Below are 16,220 nucleotides of genomic sequence, written 5' to 3'. Positions count from 1 at the left end.
GCTCAGATCCCCTGCGGCTGTTCTTCGCCGCCCAGGGCATCCAGCAGCTCCGGAACGAATTCGCTCAGGGTGAGCATCATCAGAACGAAGCTGGCATCGAGTTGGGATAGAGCATCGTCGCCTCCATCGCGCTCGGCCTGTTCCTGCAGCAGATCTTCGAAGCGGAGACCGCGGACGGTGAGTTTTTCGTCCAGGGTGAAACTGAGTTTGTCGTTCCAGGCCAACGACAGCCGCGTGACGAGCTTGCCTGCGGAAAGGTGGTTCTGGATCTCGTCGCTGGTCAGGTCCTGACGTTTGCAGCGAACGGTGCCGCCTTCCTCGTGGGTGTCGCTTAGCTCGCAGTTGTCCAGGACGAAGAATCCTTCGCTGGCCTGCTGGTTCTTCAGCCAATCGGTCAAAGTGGCACTGGGGGCCACCTTCACCGCTATCGGTCGTACCGGCAGAGAGCCCACAGCTTCGCGAAGTGTCGAGAGGAGATCTTCGGCCTTTTTGGCGCTCGACTCGTTCACGATGATCAGTCCCAAAGCTGGAGCGATCGCGGCGTAGGTAGTTGCTTTGCGGATGAAGGCCCGAGGGAGGAACGCCTGGACGATGTCGTCTTTGAGTTGGTCGCGCTCTTTCTTGTAGACCTTGCGGCTTTGCTCGGTCTCGATCTCTTCCACTTTCTCCGTCAATGCGTCACGGACGACGCTGCCGGGAAGGATGCGTTCCTCTTTCCGAGCCGCCACTAGGTAGAAGCCGCTGCTTTCGTGCACGAGCGGAGCATCTTCACCTTTGCCCAGCGGAGGAATGAAGCCGTAGGTAGTGAGTTCTTGGCTGCCGCAGGCGCGAGCTGGCTTCGACTTCAACGCATGGGCGAGCGATTCGCCATCGATTCCAAGATCTTTCGCGAGGTCTTGCGTCAGGCGGTAAAGCAACAGGTTAGAGAAGAACATGACAGCTCCTAGAACGTTGTGCGGATGGCTTGCTGAGTCCGACTGGTTTTTGCAGCCCAAGCCATGTACGGGTGACGAAATTCGCGATTGAAGATCGCAGCAGCTGCCTTGTCGGTGTCCAGGTCCCGGCGGGAAGAAATCGAGCATTTGGCACGGATCAGGTCAGCGGGATCCCGATCACCGCTGGCCAGACCAAATGGCGAGCTTTCCGAGCGGAAAGCAGATTCTTCGTTCAAGAACTGGATAAACCCCCTGTCCTTCGACCAGAGCCCGGCGAGCTGCGAAAGCTTCATGCGTGATCTCCTTTTGACTTTCGTTGTGCTATAATCGCAGACAATACGCAAAAATAACAACGATGCAAGGAAATTTAGAAAATCGGCTGATTTCTACCGAAGCAGGGATTTCCTGCTCCGATCACCGGTAACGCTTCAACGTGAGCCAATCACCTGGCCATGCCTTGACTATCGTTAGACTATCCGCGCCTGATTTGAGCGAATGGGCGGGCATCTGTCAGCTTTCGTTGTATTATAACTGCTAGACATGGTGTAAATAACATATTTACACCATGTCTAGGGCGGCCTGAGGCCGTTTCAGCGGTCATTGGCGAGGTATCGCGCAGGCAGCTTTCAGTGATGAGGGAGAGAAGTAGAGTGGCGGTTTGGTGGAAAAATGGTTTTAATGCGTATTGTCATAGTGCGCGGAGGTTTTGACGTGGGTGAAGACAACTTGAAGATTTCCTGCGTCCTCGTAGGCGATGCGGCTCTCGATTTCGAGAAATGCCAGGTAACGCTGAAAATTCCTGCGCGAGCGCCGGGTAAGCAGCGGCAGCAGTCACTGGCGATATCTGCAGCAATGCTCGTGCTGGATGCCACAATTCAGCGCTACCAAGCCGAAAAGGGCGAGAGGTACCCTGCAATAGATCAACTTCTAGAGTATGCTGGCTGTAGGCCAGCAGACATCAACAAGCTGCTTGGAATCACGGAAAGCGCGACTTCCTGAGTGTTGGCCGCGGCTGTGAGGCGTTTTCCGTTGGAACTGAGCCAGGACGAACAAAGGAGCGGAGGATGAGCAAGGCTGTGCTTGTTGGGCTTGTCGCCGAGAAACACGGGTTAACCAAGGCAGAAGCATCGGAAATCGTGAATACCGTGCTTTCTGGTATACAGAGTGCGCTGGTCAGTCAAGGGAGTATTTCCCTGGTCGGTTTCGGCGTGTTCAGCGTTGTCGACCGTGCTGCGCGAAACGGACGCAACCCGAATACTGGTGAGCCTGTGACTGTGGCAGCCAGGAAGGCGGTGAGATTCACCCCGGGGGAACCGCTGAAGCGTGCAGTGAACGCTCAGTAATAGATGTAGAGCCAGGCCCTTCGGGGCCTTGTTTCAGGCGTGGTTTCTGTATTGCACAATACAGAGACTTGAATGTTTTTTCTGTATTGCACATTACAGACTTGCAAGCAGCGGGGGTGCTGGTGAGCCACAGACGGCCGACCGAGGAAGCCTATGCAGAGCTGCAGGCTGCCTACGATTTCTACAATGACCATTTGTTCGCGAGCCAGGAGCGGCTGCCGGCGTGCTTGATCACATATCAGCGCGAAAAGCGGACCATGGGGTATTTCTCTCAGGCCCGTTTCATTCGCCGCGATGGGATCAAGGCGGATGAGATTGCGATGAATCCCGACTACTTCGCAGTGATTCCCCTGGTCGAGATCCTACAGACGCTAGTGCATGAAATGGTGCACCTCTGGCAATACCATTTTGGAAAGCCAAGTCGAGCCTGCTACCACAACACAGAGTGGGCCAACAAAATGGAGGCTCTGGGCTTGATGCCCTCCGACACGGGCAAGCCTGGCGGCAAGAGGGTAGGGCAGTCGATGAACGACTACGTCATACCTGGCGGTCGGTTCGATGTCGCAACCCGGGAGTTGCTGAAAAGAGGGTTCGCCATCTCGTGGATGGACCGATTCCCGGTCGACGTGAGGGGACCATCGCGTCCGATGTCGCTTATGCCAGCATCGCTGATGCCTCCGGCAAGTCAGGACTACCAGGGGGACGATGATTTGGACGCCGGCGTAGACGAAATAGCTGACGAGCTGGATCCGGCTATCGCCCTGGCCTATCAGGCCCCAGCAGCAGTGGCGAGTCTCGATGTGTCAGTGAGGCAACCAGGTGACAGGAGCAACAGGCTGAAATATTCCTGCCCAGGCTGCCGGCTAAACATGTGGGGCAAGCCAGGGTTGAAAGTTATTTGTGAGGAATGCGAGGAGCGCTTGGTTGTCCTGGAGCTGTCTGCAGACTCTACCCAGGAAGCTCTTGCTGCTGATTGAACCTCAGTTCAAACTGTTGGCCCCATGGCGATGTTCAAAAGACTGGAGAAGACTATGCAGTATGGAGCGACTCATGAGTTCACCCTGGAAACCGCATCGGGCGTTTTCCATCAGGCCGGCATTCAGATCATGGGGCCGGACACCTGGTGTCCGCTACTGGCCGAGAAGGCGAAACCGACCGTTGAGAACACTGCAGTGTTCTATACCCGTCTTGCAGGTCCTGAGGGCGGACCGACCGAGCAACTGCGCGAATTGCTAGAGCGTTCGTTGGCGTTGATCTCTTCTGGCGGAGCTGACCCGGTGATTCGTGTCCACCTGCACCGCGGCGAATACCAAGCGCTGGATGCTGCTGCTTTCCAGGCGGTGGTCGGTACTGGCGTTGCCGTTGTCGAGCTCAATGATTGACTCAGGCGGAAGGGGCTCTTATGGCTGACAGAATGACTCCCGAGCAGTTCAAGAGCGAGTATCGCCGCAAGGGATGGACTGGGCTAGCGCTCGCCGAGCGCTGGTCGTTGTCGCCTGCCTGGATCAGTAAGCTCGGCAATGATCCCGATCGGGAAGCGCACTGGGATGATGCCGTTCGGGGTCTCCCGACCGTTAAAAAATTGAAGTCCAGTTCAAAATAGCACTTGCTATAGATTGAACCGGGGTTCAATATTCCTCCGTCGAATTCATTCTCGCTGGAGGTCCTCATGTACGACGTTGTTATCGCTCGCGAAGCCTGCTTTCTAGACAAATCCATTTCGCGGGGAGAGGTCGTGTCAGTCCACCGCGACATGGTCGCTGCCATGAGCGCCCGGGACAAGTTGAACAAGCGCAAGCGCGCTATCCACAGTGAGAGCGCGTTCATCGCAGTACATTCGGAAAACGCGCTTCGCAAGGGCGATATCGTTGAGCAGCTGATCGAGGACTACGACCGCGAGCAGCGTCGGGCCTTTTGCAAGCGGCTGATGGCAGCGATTCTTTCGATGGAACTCACGGGCAAGCCGGACCGGCTGGCCGATGATGCGGGTTTCTACCTGCAGCAGGAAGGCCTCACCCTGGACGAGCTGCGCGAGCGCTACGAGCAGGAAGTTCGCGAGGAGCACCAGGAACATGTGCTCCAGCAGCAGGAGGCTGCGCATTTGCGGGCACGCGGGTACGAGGCGCAAAAGGCCATCGATATGATCCGCAACGAGCCATGTTTCTCCGTGCCTGCAGTCCGCGGCGTGCAGGCACGTGGCGAGTTCTACTTGGCCCAGATTCCCTATCCGATATTGGCGAAACTATTCGTCTTTGACGAAGAAGAGGCGGTGCCGGCGGAGCTGAGGGCACAGCGTGCCCTCAACAAGAAGCGGGCAGAGGACATCAGCGAATACATGCTGGCCAACCGCGACGAGTACGTCCTGCCGGCGTTGACTGCCAGCGTCGACATCGCCATGGCCTTCGAACCGTTCGAGGGGATTCCTCAACTCGGCATGCTCCACATCCCGATGAGCGCGACCATGTTGATCAACGATGGCCAGCATCGGCGCTACGCGATCGAACTGGCTCTCAAGGGCGACACCACGTTGCAGAACGAGACGGCGCCGGTACAAATTCATTTCGACCAGGGCCTAAAACGCTCGCAGCAGATCTTCGCTGACATCAACAGCAAGGCGGTCAAACCATCGTCTGCCATCAACGCGCTGTACGACCACCGAAATCCCTACAACGCCTGGATCCAGAAACTGCTCAACGGCATGCCCAACATCAAAAAACGCATCGACTTCGAGAACGCGACGCCTGGGCAGCGTTCGTACAAGCTATGGAGCCTGGTGGCGTTCAAAAAGTTCGTTACCCTGCTCACCGGTGTCAGCGAGCGAACCATCGGCCTGGTCGACGAAACACGCCTGCATGGGATCGAGGGATTGGTTCGTCAATTCCTGGAGGAGTGCGGAAAACATCTGCCTCAATGGGCCCACATGATCAGTGGCGGGATTCCCGCGGCTGATGTGCGAGAAGTCATGGTTATTGGTCATGCGGTGTTCTTGGAGGCGCTGGGGATTTTTGGTCGGGAAGCGCTGTTCGCAGGTACCTACCTGACGCCAATCGACCGCGATGCGAAAGTCATAGATCCGAGCCGCGCCCGGTGGCATTCCATGCAGCGCCTTGCTGCTGTAGAAACGAGCAAAGGCGACGCTATGTGGGAAAACCGTTGCGTGGTGCTCGGCAAGATGCAGAAGACTACCGACGGTACGAAGTCCACTGCTGCCACACTTCTGAAGATCGCCGGCCTCTCCCTACCTGAGGACTTAGCGGCTGTGAACGCCCGAGTTGAAGCCTCGCAATAGCGAGGCTGCTCCCCAGAAAAGACACTACAAAGCAATCACAATCACGAGGTATGGCAAATGAGTTTCATGAGGCGAGCAGCAGCAAGTATGGGGTTGATTTTGATGGCTGCGTCAGTTTCTGTGGGGGCCGAACCGTCGCTGGTGGAGTTCACAGTGCAGGGCGAGGGGGTGAACAGTCGCGTGACGACCGAAGTTGGCACCCCAACCCCCATATCGCAGTCCCAAAATGAGCACAGCTCGACGTGTGAGTTAGGCCGCGAGAACCCGCCTGTTATCGCCAGTCTCGATCTTCAAGCAAGCGACAGTGTCCACATCCTGCTGTTCCCGATTGAGAGAAGCACGGGCGGAGTGAAAACCCTCATATCGATCAGTAAGACCGCTGCAAAGTCACCTCAGCTGGTCGAAATCTCCACTGGGTGTAAGGTACTCCTAGGTGCTACTTCCTCTGTCAGCGTAACGGAGATCCGGGACCTGAAATGGCAGGAGGTCGAGAGCCTGAAATTTTCGGATGGGAGCGTCGCGACGATCGTCGCGACCGATCCAAAAGCTGCGGCTGACTAACTATGCACCCCGCAGCGCAGCAGGCCAAATTAGCGGCCGCACTAAAGCTCATTACAGATGAAGCAGATCCGATCCAGGTGCGTGTCAAAATGGCCTACGTCTGGGGCTATATTGACGCCTTGGCTGATGCTGGACTTTTGAGCCAGGCGGAGGCTGACCGCCTGCAAAAGGCCGCAGAGCAACGCCGCGATAAACGCCTCGCTGACTTGGGCGCAGATCCCTTGCTCACCAGCTGAAAGGAACCCGCCCCCGGATGTCTCGGGGGGCGGGTGGACAGTCATCCGAGGCGTGGCCGGGAAGGTTCTGCAACTGGCTCTTCAGCCGTTTCAAGATCCAGTCGCTGCTCACGTTGAGCAAGCACATGCCGCGCATAGTCGACCAGGTGGCCAGAGATCTCGTACAGCCGGTCCTCGGCACGATTGACCAACCGATAGCGATCGACGGCACCTACTCGCTTCGTCTGCAGCGAATCGAAGCCGCCTGCAATGATGTCGTCGACGAACTGGCGTGCGGTCACCACGTTTCCGTTGTAACGGTAGTGCGTGCGGTCAAGCTGAGCGAGCACGTGCTGCAAGTGGCTCTCAGCAGCACGTTGCTGCGCAGCGGCGTCGCGGCGATGTTGCTTTTCCGCCTCCATCTGGCTGGCCTGCTCCGGCGAGTATCCTGCCCACCCATAGATCGCTACGGTGATCTCCTTGGCTGTCTTGGCTAGTTTGATGCCTGTGACCTGTGTGAAGTAGCGCTTGGATAGATCGTTTTGCCCCCGCGGCCGAGCCAGCCACCCCAGCAAATGATCGATGTCCTTGTCGATCAACGCCAAGGCGAACTCGCGGTGCATCCGGCCGGGGATCCCGCTGTGGCGATCCGGATCCTGCGCTCTCATGAACTCGGCGTAGCCTTGGGCGACCCGCTCCATCTCGATGCCGGCGTCGCCGCGTTCATTCTTCAACCGTGACCAGGCCGTTTCTGTCTGTAGAGCTGCGACAGCCTGCTGGATGGCCTGCAGTGCGTCCCACGGCCGGCGTCCGGATGCTTCTACAGCACAGCGGAGCTCGATCGAAAGAGGGCAGTCGGGATCGTCCAGCCTAACCATAACCGACTGGTCGGTGGCACGGTTCAGCTGAAGCTCCGCTGGCAGATCAGCATCTTGCTGCTGGCCTTGGCCGATACGGCGTTGCATACCTTTCTGTTGGTACACCTGCAGGACGTGGTCGAGCAGCTGGTGGCCATCGCTATCGGCCGGGAAGAGCTCCATGAAGCTCGTAGCGTCGACCTCGAACCGAGGGTTGTCCTTGTTCTGTTCCTGCAGTCTGCGCTCGTAGTGGGCCTGCAGGCGGTCCAGTTCGCGCACTGCCCACGCGCAGGCGGAGGAAAGGCTAGTTTTGGGGCCAGTCACACCGCCTCCGGTATTCGGCAAGTAGGTTCCAGGCGACTGGTATTCCACCAGGATGAAGAACGGCGATGCGCGGTCCTTGAACCGTAACTCGTAGGAGCGATCGTCCAGGGGCTGTGCCCGGAACTTGCTCTGGTCAAGAGGCTGGATCTCGGCTGTGCTGTCGGCGCCGAGGTTCGCCTGGCGTATTTCCTCATTCAGCTGGACGAAGAAGGCGTTGCTGTCGAATGCCGGGGCGGATGCCGCTACAGCCAAGGCGGTCTCAAGCGAAGACTGACTCGGCTTTTTGGGCCAGGGCTGCCCGAGCGGGCGCCATTCCCCGCCGATGAATGCTCTCGCCCAGAAGCAATCCCTGCCGCCATCCTGCCGGCGGGGGTCATACTTCGATAGCTTGCGGTGAATGAGGGAGACAGCTGTTCCACGGATCAGCACGTGGACCGTTGCATTGTCGAGGAGGTCACCGACCTTGTGCGTTGCTCCCTGGGCCACCCCGCTCTCTGGCGACGTGGCCAGCGCCGATGGAGCAGCTTCATCGTTCGTCAGGAAATTCTTGGGACGATCTTGCAGAACGCCGGGGCCTCCGTGCGGTAACGCGGCGGCAGGTTCGGTGATCCGCACACCGTCCTTGACGATGCTGCGAATGCCCAGGGTGTTCTCTTCAAGAGATTCGCCGGCGTCGTTGCTGCCAATGGACTTCCAGTAATGATCTGCTTGGCTGAGTGAGTCCTCGATTCGCTCTCGAAGGTCATCCAGTGCGTCTGCTTCCGATAGGCCGGAGCCGCGCAGCTCGGCGTACTCAGGACCTTCACGGCGAGCCTCGTACCATCCCTGTCCTGGTGTGCGGTCATTCCACGAGACAGCGACCTCGCCGAGGATTTGCTGCAGCGCCCAATCTGCCATTTTCAGCGCTTCGGCCTTCTGTCTGGGCGTTGTGACGCTGTCCTGTGATCGAGCTATCCGACGCTGTTCCAGGACGATTCGGTTGCCGGCATAGAATACGGCGTCGAATCGAGAGGTAAACCCGTCCCCTCGGCAAGTCATCGGCTCCGATCGGCCGCTATGGTTACCCTGATGGTGATGAGTTGTGATCGCGCTGTACCAGCGGCCCTCGTCCAAAGCAACCTGGATCATTGCGGTGGCCATCGCCCGGCCCTTTACCCGCTGGTCGGCTTCATACAACAGGTTCTCGACCTCGGAGGAGTCTTGTTCGTCCACTGCGCCCTTTTGGGTGACAGCAAGAATCTTGGTTTGAATGAGGTCGACCGTGTAGGCCGGATCCAATCCTCGTAGCGGCATCACCCCGGCGACGATTTGGCCATCCAACTTCGCGTGCACAAGAGAGCCGTGGTTCGGAGCGTCGATTTCCCAGTCATTGGCTACGAAGAACACGGCCCCTGGGTACTTCACCGCAATGTAGTCGTGATAGCGCTTGTCGAGTGAAACGAGGCGGCCCGAGGACCTGGCTAGGATCACGGCATCTTTGTCGTCGTGCATCCTTCGGTACACGAATACCGGTTTCATCGCGTCAGCGGTCTCATGCTCCAGAAAACGGCTGATGTCCGGCCGTTTCGCCAGAGGCGTATTCTGGAAGCGACGGCTCTCGTTCTTCTCGAAGCTGCGGTAGTTCGGTTCTTCCAAATCGAATACGTGGCCGTTGGTCCAAGCGACAGAAGCTCCGTTCCGGACCCGGAACCAGCCGTTATCCTTGTCTATCCATGCTTTGGTGAAACCGATTTCTGACGCTAGAGGCTTTGTCACGGCCTGGGCCCCGAATGGCTCGAACCGTTCCCAGTTGCGCTCCTCCTCTTCGGCTTTGGCTGCCGCGAGCCTGGCCTCCAGGTCGACCAGGAGGCTTTCCGCCTGGTGGACGGTGGTTGCAGCACTTTCTAGCATCTCGATGGCCAGCGCGTTCTCAGGAGCAATGGTGCGCAAGTCCTCGATCCGCGCTGCAGTTTTCCGCAGATGGCTGGCTTTGAACCCCCGGAGGTTATCACCCAGTCGCCTCACTGCATCCGCCAGCCGTTTGGGCTCGCTGGGTATATCCTGAAATTGTTCCAGACCTACGGCTATGTTGAATGAGGCGGGAGAGGGTAGATGTTTCTCCATGAGCGTCACCAGCTGGGCCTGGTCCGCCGGCAGGTCGGCGCTGAAGGCGAGCTGGGCAACCCAGTCTCCTTGGGACACCACTCCTCTGTCAGCGCAAAGAACACGAATGAGTGCCTGAACCCGGCGCTTGGGATCGACCTCCTTCCTCGACACCGCCAGAGCAGCTTGAAAGGCTTCTACAGGATCAGCGGGCGGTAGGAACTGCAGGGATCCGTCAGCTACCCAGCACGTCTCGACTTCCACCATCGCTTCGGCCGCATCTCGAATTAGCTCGAAGCCTTTGTCACCCGCCGAGTTTTCAAGAACCTTGCTCACCACCCCGGTGACCGGCTGCTTTGCCGCGTTGGCAGGAGTGAAGCGGACTCGATCGCCCGCCTGCATTGTGCTCCCGGTGAGCTCATTTTGTGGCAAGGTGGCCCGGGCGGCGGCGACCATCTCGGTCATTTCCGAGGCCATGAGTTGCCGGGCGGATTTGACTGCATTGTGGTCGCCACGCTTATGAGCGGCATACAAGTCGCGCTCGGCTCTGCTGAAATCGGCCGAGCGATAGTGCTCGGCCGGGGCGAAGAACCGGTACCCGTTGAAGGATGTCTCAGCGTAAAAATCGCCGGGAAGCGAATAGCGAGTAGCTTCGTACCTCGTGTTGATCCCGTACAGGGGGAGCCTGGTGGGAGCGGTGGATGGCAAGCGCAGCAAAATACGTGATCTGGTGATATCGGCCGGCTCTGCATCGGTGGTCGTTGCAGGTCGAGGCAATACCTCACGCTGCGCATTGATCTCGTGCCAGCCCTTCATCCATTCGCGCATCGCAGGTACGCCATCGCCTACGTTGCCCCCCAACGTTGCCATCAGATCCTTATCCCAGGCTGGAACGCACTTCATGCCCTGTTCTGCAGCCCGTCGACCTAGTTCATAAGGAGACAGCTGGACGGGCGAGGAGATTGCACTCGTGCTTTCAAACTTGAAGGCCTCAACCAGGGACTCCCTGACGGCCTCCGCCGCCACGTGGAGCACTCTTTCACCTTTGGTGAAGGGGTCGCCGTTGACCTGCACCACACCCCCTTGGGACACAGCGATACGGACAGATACGTCTTCGCGGACCAGCGTGGCGTAGCGCCATTTGCCAATGGTGGACGGGCCAGACTCCTCCCAAGGTGAGACTTCCGCGTTGAGCTCGGCGGCGAGTTTTTCAACGATGGCCATCCCCTCGTAAAGGCGATTCTCAGGGCCGTCTTCCAGGCTTTCATCGGCATCATCCGACCATTCCAGCCGGGCACTGGAGAACCCCTGCTGAAGGAGGTTCTGGGCAAAGATGTTCGCGAAGCTGCGGTCAAGGCCCCGCAGTTCTCCGCCACGGATCGGGTTCTGCACTGCGGTCTCGCACAGAACGAGGTGACCGGCGGGGCGTATCTCGAAAATCATTTCGCTATCGATGAAACGATCGCCGTTCGACTCCAGGTAGTGGGTGAGGCAGAGACGTGGCGACGATTCCGCTGGCAGACGCTCGATAATGAGATCCGTGTAGGGCGGATTGACGAGCCGGACGTAGCTGTTGAATCCCGTCATCAGCCGCTCTGCCAGGCCAGCCTCTGATAGCAGCTTGGAGACGGACCGGGCTGCCCGTTCACCTGGGCCGTAGGCGACATCTGGATAGTCGACCAAGACGTGAAATGGTATTTGCTTGCCGTCGGCGAATGCCCGGCGAACGGCCTGCTTGTGAGCTGCAGTCAGCGCTTTTGCGGGTGTGATCTGGTCTGTCGCGAATGCCTGGTTACGGAAATGGACCTCCACTGTTCCGTCCGAGGCCCTCCTGGTGACCGCGACTGTCTTGAATTGGTGTTGGGATACCAGCCATGCCTCCGTGGGCTCGATCGAGCTGCTGCCCGCCGCTGCGCCAACGCGCTCAGGCTCCCAAGCGTCATCGATCGATGCTGCCTGGATCTGGTCTTGAGGATGAGGCGCTGCAGGGGAGGTATCTACCGGCTGCTCTGCGGTATCGAGACGAAGGCGTTCGGCTTGGGCGAAGTCTATCGCCTGCTTTCGGTCGAGCGCCTCAACGCTGCAGGGGAAGCGACCATCCTGGAATACCACAAGGTACTCAGACACCATGCCGCGACGGCCAAACTTGGCTACTTCATGGGCCTTCACGACTCGCGCAGGACCAGTGCGCTTACGTGCCGACTTGATTGCCGGAAGCATGAAGGCTGCGACAGATGACCGTTCAGGCGCAGCTGCAGCGATTGTGTGCGACTGGTCTGGCTCAGGATCCAGAAGGGAAGGGTACTCGGCAACAACATCGAAAGGGACCTGCTTGCCCTCCGAGAGAGCTTTCATCACCACGTCGTAGTGCGTTACGGCCTCTTCCAGCGCCGCGATGGCCTCTTGGTCGCCGGCGAGCGCACGCTGATGCCGCCATGCCGCAACACCGTAGGAAAGCTCGGAAAGCCTGCCAATTCGCCCAGCCTCGGAACTTGCGGAAACCTTCATCGGTGTGGCGAGCTCGCGTCGAGCGGAAATCCACTCTGCCGAACTCATCTGCCAGGGGGCCTTTTCGACGCCGGCGTTTTGTCCCGCGGCGACTGAAACAGCTTCAAGATTGCTCGGGATGGGGACGTAGAATATCTCCGACATTTCCATCTGGCGCGACCTGGCCTTGGGGAAGTGGCGGATAATTTCGGGGAGGGTGAAGCGGAGGTTGGTGCGTCGGTAGAGGGCTCCATCTTTCTCGAAACCCAGCTCCGTTACCGACTGGGGGATCACTCCCCCAGGTAATGACCGCAGGACAAGCGACTTGCCTTCTGGATCTTGTTGGACGTTTAGCTCTACATCATGTTCAGAAAGGTCGATCCAGGTTGGCATCCACTTACCTCATCTCATTTTCAGCTGCGCCTCCGCTGAGAGAAGAAGTGCTTGAGGAGGCGCTCGAATTCATTGGTTTTCTCGGCTGCCTGGGCGATGGTTTCAAGCGCGGCCAGGGTGGAGGCCTTGCTGCCATACTTCAGCTGCAGCTGCTCAAAGATCTTGTCCATCTCCTGCTCCGGGAGATGTTTCTCGACGTTTTTCTTCGTCGCGTCCATCAGGTGGATCAGCGTCATTTCTGGGGTAGCGCAGTGCATCTCGAACTGCCCCAGGGGATCCTCGAACTTTGCGAGCTCGTACATCCTCTCGTCGGTGAGCTTGGGATGGACCATGCTCTGTACGATGCGGAAGTCACCCTCGTATGGCGCGATGCTTTTCTTGTATGGGTAGTCACCTCCTAGAAAAACTCGCCCGTCCACAGGTTTGCGGTACCAGGCGGTGGAGTGCGTCAAAGCAGCGCTTTGGAAGCAGAACTTCGCCAGGCGGATGCCATAGAGCTCAAAAAGGACCTCGGCATCTTTTCCCGTCCTGAAGTAAACCCCTTGCGCGACCCGAACGATCTGTTTGTCCCGCTTTAGGGCGTATGCTTCGTGCTTGTCGGTGTTCACCCCGACAAGCAAGACATCATGTCGTTCGTCCATCAATCGAAAACCATCATATTAAGATTAGTATTTATAATCAAACGAAAGTAAAACAGAGGCGTCGTCACATCGCCTCTCCCTCTGGTGGCAGCAAATGGGCATAGATCTGTGTTGTGGCAAGATCCTCATGCCCAAGATTCTCCTTGATCTGCAAAATCGGCACGCCTCTGGCGAACATGACGCTCGCGGCCGTATGGCGGAGCACATGTGCGCCACAACGCTTCAGCTTTCCTGCCAGCCCAGCAGACTGCAGGTGCCGGGATACCTGTTGGTACACAAGCGATCCGGAGAGACGTCGTCCAGCCCTTGAGATGAAGAGCAGATCGCTTTCCCGCTCGTGCTGCTGCAAAACTTCGGCCCGGGTCTTGAGCCATGCACGCATGGGATCGAGGGCGCGGTCGTCATGTGAAAAGTCGATCAGCCGCTCCTTATTCCCTTTTCCTACTACCCTCATCCGGCGGTAGTGAAGGTCCAGTCCACTAATAGTGGCATTACAGATCTCTTCGTTCCGGAGACCGGTCGCAAGCCCTAAGCTGACTATGGCGGAATCCCTGACTTTCGCTGGGCCATGACTTGAGTCTATCACCTGTAAGAGATGACGCTGGTCTCGCCACATCAAAACCGGAGGCAGTCTCTTTGGCCGGTTTCCTCCACCTGGCGTGCCAGGCCTGCGGCCCGTGTGTCTCGGCAGGCGTTCCATTGGACTATCCGTCACGACTCCGGTTTCAACAAGCCAGTGGAACAAGGCGCACAGCGCAGAGTGGCGCAAGACCTGATATGCCCTGGAATAGGGCTTCCCGCCGACGCCAGGAGCTCGGAGGAACGCTATCACGCAATCATCGTCAAGCGCATTGGGGAACGCTTCCTCGCTTCGACTGTCTATGTAGCGCAGGAAGCCGGTCGCCACTGCGCAATAGACGCGAATCGTCTTCGACGAATACGGGCTGGCGAAGGCGGTCCTCAGCCAGTTCTCGAATGCGTCGACGGCGAATGCGGGAGTGGTCACGGAAAGAGATCCAATTTTCGTGTATAAATTTGATTTCAGAGTAGCTACAGAGTGCCTATATGTTTCACGTTGGCGCTGTTAAACTATAAAACAATGCGAGTCATAGCCACAGAGGAACCCACATGCAGACGATGACCTTGGCCCTGAAATCACTGGTTGACCAGGTGAAGCAAGGCCCGGCGCTGGGTAATTCTCAAGCCTCCAGCCCCTCGCGCAGCGTCAAGATCGCTGATGTCCGGGAAGCTGCAGCCGAAGCCAAAGAATCCCTCCAGCTCAGGTACCGCTAAACTCAGGCGGGCCTTATAACCAATTAAAAGTCGCTATTCTGCGGACAAGAGTCTACAAAAAAGGGGCGTCAGACCAGTGGTTTGGCGCCCCTTTCTTTATGCCCTAAAGCGATGGCCGTGTGCCATTATTTTCATCTCGAAATGTCGCGTCTGCCATAACTTTGGCGCCAGAAAAATCGAGATAGCAGACCTCGGGGATTTCGTAATCGCGGTCGCCAATGCTTTCGTCCGGGAAGGCCTCCTGAAGCTCGCCGACGTCAACGCGCATGACTGCCGGCAGCCGCCCTGAGCTAGCCACGATAGCGCCACTGCACACATCGAACTCATAAGTCTCATCGCAGCAATGGAGCAGGGCGGTTCCGCGGGAGAGCTGGCGAGCGATAGCAGGAAGCACCCCCGCAGAGTGGATCGCTGTGACGCCGGCGGGAGTGACGCTGACTTGGGGCCACGAGCCCCCCAGCTGGTTCGGCTCGGATCCGCCTGTCCTCTCGGCGTAACCCAGGAGCACCAGGTGGGTGAGATTTTCAGCACCATGTGCGCCATCGCCGCCCCGAGTGTCGCCCCACGCATATCCCGCAGCACCCTCTGCCGAGGTCAGGTAAATTCGGGCCAATTCGCCTAAATCAGGGTCCGACTTCACACCGGGAAGCAGCGACTTGAGACCTAGAGATGTCAACGGTGCATCACCGCACGCCCCTGGGTAGCTGCCGCGGAATAGGTACACTTGGGGTTTGGGGAGCAATGGAACCAAAAACCAACGTAAGCCCTACCACCTGCGCTCGGTGCCTTCTTCCCAGGCATCCGCCTCGATGAAGCAGTTGCGCATGTCGGCTTCCTGGCTGATCTCGGTCAGCAGGTCGTGCACGGTCTTGTCCAGCTCGTCGTCGCTTCGATACGAAATGGCCAACTCGTAGTGGCCCGACTCCAGCCGTTTCATGCCGTAGGGTTCCAGGCAGTAGCGCTCGATGTTCTCCTTGGCCCGTTTCCGGCCGCGCACGAACTTGCTGTTATTCACCACCGCCAGGCGCAGGGTGACGGTGGCCACCCGCTCGACAGCGGGCGGCTCTGCCGGCGATGACGACGAGGCCGTGATCTGCTGATCGCGTGACCGGGCGCTCTTCTGGTATGCGCCGATCTCGACACCCCGGTGGCGCAGGTAGCTGTACAGTGTGCTCTTGGAGATGTGTAGCTTCTCGCCGATGGCGCTGACGCTCAGGCGACCCTCGCGGTACAGCGTTTGCGCCGCCATGGCGGTGGCCTCGGCCTTGGCGGGCAGACCCTTGGGACGGCCACCGATCCGGCCCCGCGACCGTGCGGCCGACAGGCCCGCCTGAGTCCGCTCGCGGATCAGCTCGCGCTCGAACTCGGCCAGCGAGGCGAACAGGTTGAACACCAGGCGGCCTTGGGCATGGGTGGTGTCGATGGGGTCATTCAGGCTCTGCAAGCCGACCTTACGCTCTGCCAGCTCGCCGACCAGCTCGACCAGGTGCTTGAGCGAGCGCCCGAGGCGATCCAGTTTCCAGATCACCACGGCATCACCCGGACGCACGTTGGCCAGCAGTTTGTCCAGTTCCGGACGGGCGCTTTTCGCGCCGCTGGCGATGTCTTGGTAGATGCGTTCGCACCCGGCCTGTTTCAGGGCATCGACTTGTAGGTCGGCTTTCTGATCCCGAGTGCTCACTCGCGCATAACCGATCTTCATCAAAAGTACCGTTTACTCGACTACGTTAGTAATAGTTGAACTTTGATAAAGCGTACCAGTTATTTGAACCGTAGCGTGGGGAGCTTAACGAACCGAGC

At 58.4% G+C, this 16,220-nt stretch carries 15 protein-coding genes; 8 read left to right on the top strand and 7 right to left on the bottom strand.

Going from position 1 to position 16,220, the window contains the following annotated elements; genetic code table 11:
• Positions 1–2: 2 nt before the first annotated feature.
• Both rdgC and NA637_RS03695 read right to left on the bottom strand, forming a co-directional pair.
• The gene (gene rdgC, locus NA637_RS03700) at positions 3–935 is read right to left on the bottom strand and encodes a recombination-associated protein RdgC (RefSeq protein WP_023118078.1); all 933 of its coding nucleotides are present in this window, start codon (positions 933–935) and stop codon (positions 3–5) included.
• A gap of 8 nt (positions 936–943) precedes the next feature.
• A complete protein-coding gene (locus NA637_RS03695) occupies positions 944–1,228 on the bottom strand; it encodes a hypothetical protein (protein ID WP_009683793.1) in 285 nt (94 codons plus the stop codon).
• 418 nt (positions 1,229–1,646) lie between these two features.
• Between NA637_RS03695 and NA637_RS03690 the strand changes: the two genes are divergently transcribed.
• From NA637_RS03690 to NA637_RS03660, 7 genes are all read left to right on the top strand, one after another.
• Complete coding sequence (locus tag NA637_RS03690; RefSeq protein WP_131201113.1) at positions 1,647–1,934, top strand: hypothetical protein; 288 nt, start codon at positions 1,647–1,649, stop codon at positions 1,932–1,934.
• Positions 1,935–1,999: 65 nt separating this feature from the next.
• Positions 2,000–2,278 carry an HU family DNA-binding protein gene (locus NA637_RS03685; RefSeq protein ID WP_009683795.1) on the top strand — a complete coding sequence of 93 codons (279 nt, stop codon included), beginning with the start codon at positions 2,000–2,002 and terminating at the stop codon, positions 2,276–2,278.
• A gap of 68 nt (positions 2,279–2,346) precedes the next feature.
• Positions 2,347–3,255, top strand: coding sequence for a SprT-like domain-containing protein (locus tag NA637_RS03680; RefSeq protein WP_366945892.1), 909 nt, complete (start codon positions 2,347–2,349; stop codon positions 3,253–3,255).
• A gap of 54 nt (positions 3,256–3,309) precedes the next feature.
• Entirely contained in the window at positions 3,310–3,660 is a 351-nt protein-coding gene (locus NA637_RS03675; protein WP_009683798.1) for a hypothetical protein, read from the top strand.
• A 287-nt stretch (positions 3,661–3,947) separates the two neighbouring features.
• Entirely contained in the window at positions 3,948–5,567 is a 1,620-nt protein-coding gene (locus NA637_RS03670) for a DNA sulfur modification protein DndB (protein WP_043092171.1), read from the top strand.
• Positions 5,568–5,624: 57 nt separating this feature from the next.
• Positions 5,625–6,128, top strand: coding sequence for a hypothetical protein (locus NA637_RS03665; protein WP_065861625.1), 504 nt, complete (start codon positions 5,625–5,627; stop codon positions 6,126–6,128).
• Positions 6,129–6,130: 2 nt separating this feature from the next.
• Entirely contained in the window at positions 6,131–6,364 is a 234-nt protein-coding gene (locus NA637_RS03660; protein ID WP_009681542.1) for a hypothetical protein, read from the top strand.
• Positions 6,365–6,405: 41 nt separating this feature from the next.
• Here the strand turns inward: NA637_RS03660 and NA637_RS03655 are convergent, their stop codons facing one another.
• The 3 genes from NA637_RS03655 to NA637_RS03645 all read right to left on the bottom strand — a co-directional run bounded on the left by NA637_RS03655 (position 6,406) and on the right by NA637_RS03645 (position 14,133).
• Positions 6,406–12,486, bottom strand: coding sequence for a DUF6908 domain-containing protein (locus tag NA637_RS03655; RefSeq protein WP_009681543.1), 6,081 nt, complete (start codon positions 12,484–12,486; stop codon positions 6,406–6,408).
• 20 nt (positions 12,487–12,506) lie between these two features.
• On the bottom strand, positions 12,507–13,127 hold the full coding sequence (locus NA637_RS03650; RefSeq protein ID WP_009681544.1) for a hypothetical protein: 621 nt from the start codon (positions 13,125–13,127) through the stop codon (positions 12,507–12,509).
• Positions 13,128–13,191: 64 nt separating this feature from the next.
• Positions 13,192–14,133 (bottom strand): tyrosine-type recombinase/integrase, encoded by a 942-nt coding sequence (locus NA637_RS03645; RefSeq protein WP_009681545.1) that lies wholly within the window; start codon positions 14,131–14,133, stop codon positions 13,192–13,194.
• Positions 14,134–14,255: 122 nt separating this feature from the next.
• Here NA637_RS03645 and NA637_RS03640 point away from each other — a divergent pair, with 122 nt between their 5' ends.
• Entirely contained in the window at positions 14,256–14,420 is a 165-nt protein-coding gene (locus NA637_RS03640) for a hypothetical protein (RefSeq protein ID WP_009681546.1), read from the top strand.
• Between the two features lie 103 nt (positions 14,421–14,523).
• Here NA637_RS03640 and NA637_RS03635 read toward each other — a convergent pair whose 3' ends face one another.
• Both NA637_RS03635 and NA637_RS03630 read right to left on the bottom strand, forming a co-directional pair.
• Positions 14,524–15,096, bottom strand: coding sequence for a hypothetical protein (locus tag NA637_RS03635; protein ID WP_256071063.1), 573 nt, complete (start codon positions 15,094–15,096; stop codon positions 14,524–14,526).
• 90 nt (positions 15,097–15,186) lie between these two features.
• Positions 15,187–16,122, bottom strand: a complete 936-nt coding sequence (locus tag NA637_RS03630) for a recombinase family protein (RefSeq protein WP_003089068.1) — start codon at positions 16,120–16,122, stop codon at positions 15,187–15,189.
• Positions 16,123–16,220: the final 98 nt, after the last annotated feature.

The organism is Stutzerimonas stutzeri (assembly GCF_024448935.1).
Lineage (GTDB): Bacteria > Pseudomonadota > Gammaproteobacteria > Pseudomonadales > Pseudomonadaceae > Stutzerimonas > Stutzerimonas stutzeri_AO.
Note: the sequence above shows the minus strand (reverse complement) of the source record. Positions and strands in the feature narration are given on the sequence as shown.

Excerpts from the sequence above, each read along its gene's own strand:
- rdgC (WP_023118078.1), bottom strand. The coding sequence starts at position 935 with ATGTTCTTCTCTAACCTGTTGCTTTACCGCCTGACGCAAGACCTCGCG.
- NA637_RS03695 (WP_009683793.1), bottom strand. The coding sequence starts at position 1,228 with ATGAAGCTTTCGCAGCTCGCCGGGCTCTGGTCGAAGGACAGGGGGTTT.
- NA637_RS03685 (WP_009683795.1), top strand. The coding sequence starts at position 2,000 with ATGAGCAAGGCTGTGCTTGTTGGGCTTGTCGCCGAGAAACACGGGTTA.
- NA637_RS03675 (WP_009683798.1), top strand. The coding sequence starts at position 3,310 with ATGCAGTATGGAGCGACTCATGAGTTCACCCTGGAAACCGCATCGGGC.
- NA637_RS03670 (WP_043092171.1), top strand. The coding sequence starts at position 3,948 with ATGTACGACGTTGTTATCGCTCGCGAAGCCTGCTTTCTAGACAAATCC.
- NA637_RS03665 (WP_065861625.1), top strand. The coding sequence starts at position 5,625 with ATGAGTTTCATGAGGCGAGCAGCAGCAAGTATGGGGTTGATTTTGATG.
- NA637_RS03660 (WP_009681542.1), top strand. The coding sequence starts at position 6,131 with ATGCACCCCGCAGCGCAGCAGGCCAAATTAGCGGCCGCACTAAAGCTC.
- NA637_RS03655 (WP_009681543.1), bottom strand. The coding sequence starts at position 12,486 with ATGCCAACCTGGATCGACCTTTCTGAACATGATGTAGAGCTAAACGTC.
- NA637_RS03650 (WP_009681544.1), bottom strand. The coding sequence starts at position 13,127 with ATGGACGAACGACATGATGTCTTGCTTGTCGGGGTGAACACCGACAAG.
- NA637_RS03640 (WP_009681546.1), top strand. The coding sequence starts at position 14,256 with ATGCAGACGATGACCTTGGCCCTGAAATCACTGGTTGACCAGGTGAAG.
- NA637_RS03630 (WP_003089068.1), bottom strand. The coding sequence starts at position 16,122 with ATGAAGATCGGTTATGCGCGAGTGAGCACTCGGGATCAGAAAGCCGAC.